7 protein-coding genes are annotated in these 7,919 nt (G+C 67.2%); all 7 read right to left on the reverse strand.

The annotated features are described in order from the left end of the window. Window positions 1–917, reverse strand: a 917-nt coding sequence (locus WBV89_RS07155) for a protein kinase domain-containing protein (protein WP_423980644.1), incomplete at its 3' end; no start/stop codon positions are given. Window positions 918–1,055: 138 nt separating this feature from the next. Continuing rightward, the gene (locus tag WBV89_RS07160; RefSeq protein WP_423980645.1) at window positions 1,056–2,576 is read right to left on the reverse strand and encodes a peptidoglycan D,D-transpeptidase FtsI family protein; all 1,521 of its coding nucleotides are present in this window, start codon (window positions 2,574–2,576) and stop codon (window positions 1,056–1,058) included. Further along, complete coding sequence (locus WBV89_RS07165; protein WP_423980646.1) at window positions 2,573–4,030, reverse strand: FtsW/RodA/SpoVE family cell cycle protein; 1,458 nt, start codon at window positions 4,028–4,030, stop codon at window positions 2,573–2,575. Before WBV89_RS07165 ends, WBV89_RS07160 begins: the two co-directional genes overlap by 4 nt. After that, window positions 4,027–5,427, reverse strand: coding sequence for a protein phosphatase 2C domain-containing protein (locus WBV89_RS07170; RefSeq protein ID WP_423980647.1), 1,401 nt, complete (start codon window positions 5,425–5,427; stop codon window positions 4,027–4,029). Before WBV89_RS07170 ends, WBV89_RS07165 begins: the two co-directional genes overlap by 4 nt. Window positions 5,428–5,481: 54 nt before the next feature. Continuing rightward, on the reverse strand, window positions 5,482–5,991 hold the full coding sequence (locus WBV89_RS07175) for an FHA domain-containing protein (protein WP_423980648.1): 510 nt from the start codon (window positions 5,989–5,991) through the stop codon (window positions 5,482–5,484). Between the two features lie 34 nt (window positions 5,992–6,025). After that, window positions 6,026–6,685 (reverse strand): FhaA domain-containing protein, encoded by a 660-nt coding sequence (locus tag WBV89_RS07180; RefSeq protein ID WP_423980649.1) that lies wholly within the window; start codon window positions 6,683–6,685, stop codon window positions 6,026–6,028. Between the two features lie 269 nt (window positions 6,686–6,954). Further along, window positions 6,955–7,596, reverse strand: coding sequence for a hypothetical protein (locus WBV89_RS07185; RefSeq protein WP_423980650.1), 642 nt, complete (start codon window positions 7,594–7,596; stop codon window positions 6,955–6,957). Window positions 7,597–7,919 lie beyond the last annotated feature (323 nt).

Consider the following 7,919-nt stretch of genomic DNA (forward strand, 5'->3'; position numbering starts at 1 on the left):
GCTCCGAGGGCAGCGGTTTCGGCTTCGGCGGCGCGGGCGGCCTTGTTGGTCGCCGCGTCGGTCAGGGCCTGGACGGGTTCGTCGTTGCGGAACCGGCGCAGGTCGTCGCGCAGCGCTCCGGCGGTCGGGTAGCGGACCTGGGGATCCTTGGCGAGCAACTTCGCGACCATCGCCTCGTAGCCCTTGGGCACGTCGGCGACGATCTGGACGAGTGGCTGCGGTGCATCGTGCACCTGCTTGTAGGCGATGCTGACCGGGTTGTCGCCGGTGAACGGTGGGCGACCGGCGAGCATCTCGTACATCACGATGCCGAGCGAATAGAGGTCGCTGCGCGGATCGGGCTGCGCTCCCTGCGCCTGTTCGGGGGAGAAGTAGGTCGCCGTTCCCATCACGGAACCGACCTGGGTGAGGTTCGACTCGGTCGGGGCGTTCATCGCCCGTGCGATCCCGAAGTCGGCCACCTTCACCTGACCGTTGCGGCCGATCAGGATGTTGGCGGGCTTGATGTCGCGGTGGGCGGTGCCCTTCTCGTGGGCGAACCCGAGCGCGGCGGCCACCTCGCTGGCGATCTCGGCTGCCTGCTTCGAGTTGAGCTGGCCGTTGGACTTCAGGACGTCGGCGAGCGTGCGTCCCTGCACCTCCTCCATCGCGATGAAGTAGGTGCCCTCGTACTTGCCCCAGTCGTAGACGTTGACGATGTTCGGGTGCGAGAGGTTCGCAGCGGACTGTGCCTCGCGTCGGAACCGCTCGACGAAGTTGTCGTCGGTCGCGAACTCGGGGAACAGGACCTTGATCGCGACCTGTCGGTCGAGGAGCAGGTCGCGCGCCGAGAAAACGTCGGCCATCCCGCCGCGCCCGATGCGCTTGTGCACTTCGTAGCGGTCGTTGATGACCGTTGCGTCGCCTTGGTTCGTCACTGTTCAGGTTCTCCCGCCGACTCCGCGAGAGCCGTCGATCGAGGATATCGACGCGCCGGGGATTCACAGCCGCGCCAGGACATCCGTTCGTTCCCGGCCCTGGTCGTCGGCGGTTTCGTCGGAGGCGTCATCGAGGGCTCACCCACCGCCGCCGAGCTGCACGTTGGCTCCGGCTCCGGTCAGGAGGTAGTCGAGCACCGCCTTGACGATCGGGCCGGCCTCGCGGCCACCGGTCGCGGCGTCGGCCTGGGTCGAGTTGAGATCGGTCAGCACCACCGAGATCGCGTATTTGGGGGCTTCGAGCGGCGCGAACCCGATCATCCAGGCGTGGACCCGGTCGGGATCGTCGACGATGCCGAGCTCGGCTGTGCCCGTCTTTCCGGCGAAGCGCTGGCCACCGGCGAGCTGCACGCTGCGTCCCGTGCCTCCCTCGCCCTCGGTGACGCCGGTCATGAGCGCGGTGAGCGTCGCCGCGGTCTGCGGCGTGATCGGTGTCTTCCACACCTCTGGTCGCGTCTCGTCGAGCACCCGGCCCTCGTGGTCGTAGGTCGCCTCGACGACGTAGGGCGCCATCATCCGGCCACCGTTCGCGACCGTTGCAGCGACCATTGCCATGTGGAGCGGAACCATCTGGTCGTCGTTCTGTCCGAATCCGCGGATTCCCAGCAGCGGCAGCTTCTGGTCGAGATCGGTCGTGTCGCCGAACGTGCTCGCCACCGCTCCCGGGATGTCGAGCGGCAGTTCTTCACCGATTCCCCAGTCGCCGACGCCGTCGACCATCCGGTCCGGTCCGAGGTTGATCGCGGTCTGTGCGAACGGGATGTTGCAACTGCGCCGGAAGACCTCGGGAAGATCGCCACCGCACACCGATCCGCGGTAGTTCTGGATCGGATCGTTCGTCTGCGGCGGAACCCACTCGGATTCGCGCGCGAACTCGGTCGTGGTGTCGATCACACCGGCCTCGAGCCCGATCCCCGTGGTGATCACCTTGAACGTCGAGCCGGGCATGTAGCGCTGCTGGAAAGCGCCCGACAGCAGTGGGTTGCCCGGAGCGTTCTGCAGGTCGATGATCGCTTCCTGCGCGTCCTCGAACGGGAGGCTGACGAAGGTGTTCGGATCGTACGACGGGTTGCTGTACATCGCCCGGACCGCCCCGCTGGCGACCTCGGTGACGACCACCGACCCGGTGCGACCGCCGAGGGCGAACTTGGCGACCTCCTGCAGGTCGTCGCGCAACGCCAACTGGACCGAGCCCGAGTTGTCGATGTTGCTCGACAGCAGGTCGCCGAGCGCACGGATCTGCTGCTCGGTGGTCGTGCCGGTGAGGACGTCGCCGTAGACCCGTTCGACCCCGGTCGAACCGAAACTCAGGGTGAAGTAGCCGGTCACGTTCGACAGCAGGTCGCCCGTCGGATATTCACGGATCCGGTCGAAGTCGGCAGTGGGTTCGACGGTCGGGACCGAGATCGCGGCGACGACACCGTCGGCGGTGACGATCGGTCCGCGTGGTCGGTCGAACTCGCGTCGCACGGCGCGGGTGTTCTCGACGTTCGCGTTGAGCACCTCCTGCTTGCCCACCTGCCAGTAGTTGAGCGTCGCGAAGAGCACGACGTACAGCGACATCAGACCCACCGCCAGCTGTCGGATCTGGCGGTTCATGCGACCGCTCCCGAACGCTTGGCCGCGCGCTTCTGGTCGCGGCGGATCTCGCGACGGAGACGCCATGCCGCCCAACGTTCGCCGGGGGTCGGTTCATCGGGCACCTCACCGAGGCGCCGCGCCGCCGAGTCCGACACACGCATCAGGAGCGCGAGCAGGATGTAGTTCGACACGAGCGACGAACCACCGTAACTGACGAACGGCAGGGTGATTCCGGTGAGTGGGACGAGCTTGATCACCCCGCCGATGATGATGAATGCCTGGACCCCGATGATCGTGGTCAACCCGACCGCCAACAGCTTCTCGAACTCGCGGTCGGTGCGCAGCGCGGTCCGCAGGCCGGCACCGATGATCAGCAGGTACGACATCAGGATCGCTGTGGCACCGATCAGGCCGAGTTCCTCACCGATCGAGGCGAAGATGAAGTCGTTCTGCGCCTCGGGGACCTGATTGGGGTTCCCGCGGCCGAGGCCCGTTCCGGTCACGCCACCGTCGGCGAGGCCGAACAGCGACTGGACGATCTGGTATCCCTTGTCGAGCGAGTCGGACCACGGGTCGATCCAGATGTCGACGCGGGTCTGCACGTGGCCGAACTGCGTCCAGGCGAAGTACGCCGCTCCGGCGAACATCACCGCGCCGAGCAGGAGCCATCCGACCTGCTCGGTCGACACCCAGATCATCACGACGAACAGCGTGAAGAACAGCAGTGACGATCCGAGGTCGCGCTGGCCGACCATCACGACCACGGCGAATCCCCACGCGACGACGACCGGGAGGATGAAGCGCGGCTCGGGGAGGTGGACCGGTCCGACCCGCCACGTCTTGGCCGCGATCAGCTCGCGGTTGTCGGCGAAGTACGCGGCGAAGAAGATCGCGAGTGCGATCTTGGCGAACTCGCCGGGCTGGAAGTTGATCGCTCCGACGCTCACCCAGATGCGCGCACCGTTGATGTTCGAGCCGAGTCCCGGGACCATCGGGAGCAGCAGGCCGATCGCTCCGGCCGCGAAGAAGGTCCAGCGGAACCGGGCGAGGTCGGTGACTCGCCGGACGATGATCAGCACGCCGACGAACGTTCCGACGGCGAGCAGGCTCCACAGCGACTGCAGACCGGCGAGGGTGTCGTCGAGCCGGGTGATCATCACGAACCCGATGCCGTGCAGGAGGGCGGCGAGCGGCAGCAGCGTCGCGTCGGCACCCACGGCGAACTTGCGCACCGCGAGATGCGCGATCAGCAGCAGCCCGAGCAGGATCGCGACGAATCCGAAGATTCCGGGTGGGATCTCGGCGTTCGTCCCGAGTGACGCGATGGTGTAGGCGAGCGCGGTGATCGACGCCGCGAGGATGATCAGCGTCAGTTCGGCGTTGCGTCGTCGATAGGCGAGCGGGGCGGCGGCCCGGCGCTCGCGTCGACTGAGCCGAGTCGGCTCGAGGTCAGCCTCGAGCGTGTCGGTCACGACGCCTCTGTGGTGTCGGGTTCAGTCGTGTCCGGGACGGTCCGGCCGGATGTGTTGGACGTCGAACGCTCGGTGGCCGAGCCCGAGTCGGATGCGCCGCCGGGATCGTCGGCTTCGGTCGGCGTGTCGACGAGGTCGAGTTCACGGATGAACAATGTCGCATCGCGGAGGCTCGAGAAGGTCGGGCGGGCGAGGACGAGTGTGACGCTGGCCTCGTCGAGCTCGTCGCGGGCCGGGTTGCCGTCCGTCTCCGCCGTCGGCTCGAACCACAGGAATCCGTCGGGTTGTCCCTGGTAGATGACAACGTCACCCGATTTGTCGAAGTCGACGAAGTACCCGCTCCGGGCCCAACGAGCCATCGTCGCGAACCCTGCGACCAACAGCGCGAGAACGACGAAGATCAGGATCGCCCGGAGCACTCGCGAACGGCGCGACCGCTTCTTCGGCGTTGCCTCGGCCGCGTCGCCGGAATCGTCGGTGGTGGACTCCCCGTCGCCGCTGGTTTCGGGAGCGTCGATGTCGGCACCGGGGTCGTCGGCCCAGGTGGGAATGAGGTCGAGCTCCTGGGTCGGATCGGGCGGGTCGTCACCCGCGAGCACGTCGACCACGATCACGGTCACGTTGTCACGCCCGCCGGCCGTGTTCGCCTGCTCGATCAACGAGTCTGCGGCCTGCTGTGGGTCGTCGACCTCGAGCAGCGTCTTCGAGATGGCCGCGTCGTCGATCTCGTCGACCAGTCCGTCACTGCACAGCAGGAACCGGTCGCCGCGCACGAGTGGGAGCGTCCACCAGTCGACCTTGACGTCGGGATCGATCCCGAGCGCACGGGTGATGATGTTCCGGCGCGGATGGGTGCGCGCCTCGTCGTCGGTGATGTGTCCGGTCGAGACGAGTTCCTGGACGTAGCTGTGATCGATCGTCACCCGCCGCAGGCGGTCGTGCCGCAGCAGGTAGGTGCGCGAGTCGCCGACGTTGGCGAGCACCAGCGCTTCGGGCTGTTCGAGCGGGACGATGGGCGTGACGCGATCCGGGTTGAGCGGATCGTTGTCGTCGATGTTCGGTTCGCCGCGTCCGGCCATCGGGTCCTGGATGACGGCGATGACGGTGACCGTGGTCCCCATGCCGTTCTGTCCCGGGTTGGAGATCGCGGCCCGGAAGATGTCCCCGTTCGCGCTGCTGATCGCCTCGACGACGCGTTCGGCCGTCGGCGCCAGTTCGTCGTCGGACAGGAACTCGCGGATGCGATCGACCGCGAGTTCGCTGGCGACCTCTCCGGCTTCGTGCCCACCCATGCCGTCGGCGACGACGTAGATCCCGTCGGCCGCGTAGAGGTGGTCCTCGTTGTCCGGGCGGATCTGGCCGGGGTGCGTCCCGGCGCCCCACGTGAGTTCAGCCATCGCGTCCGCCTGTCGAGATCATCAGAGTTGTCGGCGAACCGTGCCGTGTCGGACTCATTGTGCCTCGATCACGGTCGATCCGACCTGGATGCGATCGCCGGGCTGCAGCAGCCGGCTCCCGAGCAGTCGATTGCCGTTGTGATAGGTGCCGTTCGTCGAACCGAGGTCCTCGACCATCGGCTGTCCGTCGTAGTCGTACACGCGCATGTGATGGGTCGAGATGAACGAATCGTCCTGGATCGAGATCGTGCAACTGTCGTCGCGGCCGAGGGTGATCTCGTCGGTGATCGCGACCGTCGTCCCACGGCGATGCTTCGGCTCGAGCACGACGAGACGTGCAGCGCGACCGCCGCTGCCCTTCGGCGGTTTGCCGGCCTTCGGCGCGGCGACCGGCCGCGTCTGGGGTGCCGTTCCCGAACCCGGTTGCGGTTGTTGGGTGCGGGTGAGCGGGCGGGCCCGGGGGGACTTGACCTCGCTCCACACGGCCCACAGCACGCGGGCGAAGAAGATGTAGACCAACCCGAGCAGGCTGAGCTTCAAGATGTTGAGGACCTGGTCGCTCATGGAATCGTCACCGCCTTCGCCGCGAGGGCTGAGGTCAAGACGCCTCGAAGCGCAGGTGAGTGGAACCGAAGCTGATGATGTCGCCGTCGGCGAGCTGCTGTTGGCCGGCGATCCGGCTGCCGTTCACCAGCGTGCCGTTCGTCGACCCGAGGTCGGTCACCACGTATCCCCGAGCTCCCGGTGCGATCCGCGCGTGCTGACGGCTGACGTTGCCGTCGTCGATCGTGATCGTGCTCTCGGGGAGGCGGCCGATCGTGGTCGTGTGCTCGCCGAGACTGACCCGCTGGCCCGAGGGGAGCACGATCGATCCCGCACCCACGCCGCCTCGGCCCTGTTTGAGCTGCGACACGACGCTGAAGCGGCCCGGCTTGAGCCGTTCGTCGACCGTCAGCGCGACGTTGACTGGCCCGATGAAGTGGTACGCCTCTTCGCGCGCGTACTCGCGAGCGGCTTCGGCGAGTTCGGTGACGAGTGCGGTTTCGATGTCCGCGAAGCCGGCGTTGTCGTTCGGATTGAGCAGCACGGTGAAGTCGTTGGGGACCATCCGGCGGCCCTTCACGTCGACCGTGCGGTTGTCGTCCATCTCGCGAACGAGACGTCGACCGAGCTCGATGGGGCGGATCGAACCGCGGGAACGTCGGAACACGCCCTCGACCATACGCTCCAGACGGTGCTCCAACGACTGCAATCCCATACGTGACCCGAGACGCTACTTCCCCCGACCCGTCGTTCAGCGGCGGCCGCCCCTCCGGCCTGGTTGACCGCAACCCCCGCCCGTCCGCCCGATCCCGGGTGTTTCCGTCGCTCCCGACGCCGCCCCGCTCCACCGTTCCGGGTTCTCCGTCGTTGTGCGGTTCGCCGTCGTTCTCGGACTCGCCGTCGTTCTGGGGTCCACCGTCGTTCTCGTCGCGCTTCTTCCCGGTTTCCGGCATGACTGCGGACGAGAACGCCTGACGATGCTGCTCAGCGGGTGCCGACGGTCTGGATCTCGTCGATGTCGTAGTCGAACGTGGTCGAACGGTCGTACGTCCCGAGGTCACCCGAACGGCCGTCGCTCGTCGACCACGTGAGGCCGTAGGTGATGGTGTACGTCATCTGATGCGGTGCGTCATCGGGGGTGCGCTCGAGATAGGTGTGCCCGCACGGGCCTTCGTCGGGATCTTCGGAACCTTCGGGATAGGGCGTTCCGAGCCCGTCGCACGTCACCGCTGGTGACCCGTCACCGGGGTCGATGCTGACCGACTCGAACACGCCCTGGACCTGCGCCCATGCCGATCCGAGCGTGGCCCGGGCGGTGGTCGTGCCGGGTTCGTCGACGGCGAACCACACCCCGAGGTTGGCCACCGATCCGACCTCGGCGGTGGGGTTCATGTCGGGAGATGGAAGCGGGAGCTGGGCGCGGGCACGTGCAGCTGCGCCGGGAATGAGGTCGATCGGATCGACCGCCGGTGCGATCCACACGAAGTCGGGTTCGCCTGCGCCACAACGCCGGACCCACCCGAGATCACCGTTCGCGTTCTCGATCTGAGCGTCGGGGTCGGCGGAGTCGACGACGCCCGCGGTCCCCTCCGTGTTGGCGATGTTCGCCGGTGCCCACGTACACACCGGCTCATACGACGCCGCCCCGCCGCCACCCGTACCCGAACCACCAGATGATGGCCCCGAGTCCACGCCCGCCCCGATCCCGCCACGGCCGTCCGCCCCACCCGAGAACGTCGGCCGAGAGTCGCGGTCGACATCGCCGTCGTTCGAGCTTCGGTCTGGTAGGGGTTGATCCCCGGAATTCGGGTTCTCTTGGGCCACTGCGGAATCATCGGCGAGGGCGATCGTCGTGAGGGTGGCGATGGCTAACGGCGTGAGCAGCTTCGCTACAGATCGGAGCACTGATCCGCCTCACTATGGACTTCATCCGCTTGGCTCCCCGTTTT

The sequence above is a fragment of the Ilumatobacter sp. genome (genome assembly GCF_049588435.1).
Taxonomy (GTDB): Bacteria; Actinomycetota; Acidimicrobiia; order Acidimicrobiales; family Ilumatobacteraceae; genus Ilumatobacter_A.

Excerpts from the sequence above, each read along its gene's own strand:
- WBV89_RS07160 (WP_423980645.1), bottom strand. The coding sequence starts at position 2,576 with ATGAACCGCCAGATCCGACAGCTGGCGGTGGGTCTGATGTCGCTGTAC.
- WBV89_RS07170 (WP_423980647.1), bottom strand. The coding sequence starts at position 5,427 with ATGGCTGAACTCACGTGGGGCGCCGGGACGCACCCCGGCCAGATCCGC.
- WBV89_RS07175 (WP_423980648.1), bottom strand. The coding sequence starts at position 5,991 with ATGAGCGACCAGGTCCTCAACATCTTGAAGCTCAGCCTGCTCGGGTTG.
- WBV89_RS07180 (WP_423980649.1), bottom strand. The coding sequence starts at position 6,685 with ATGGGATTGCAGTCGTTGGAGCACCGTCTGGAGCGTATGGTCGAGGGC.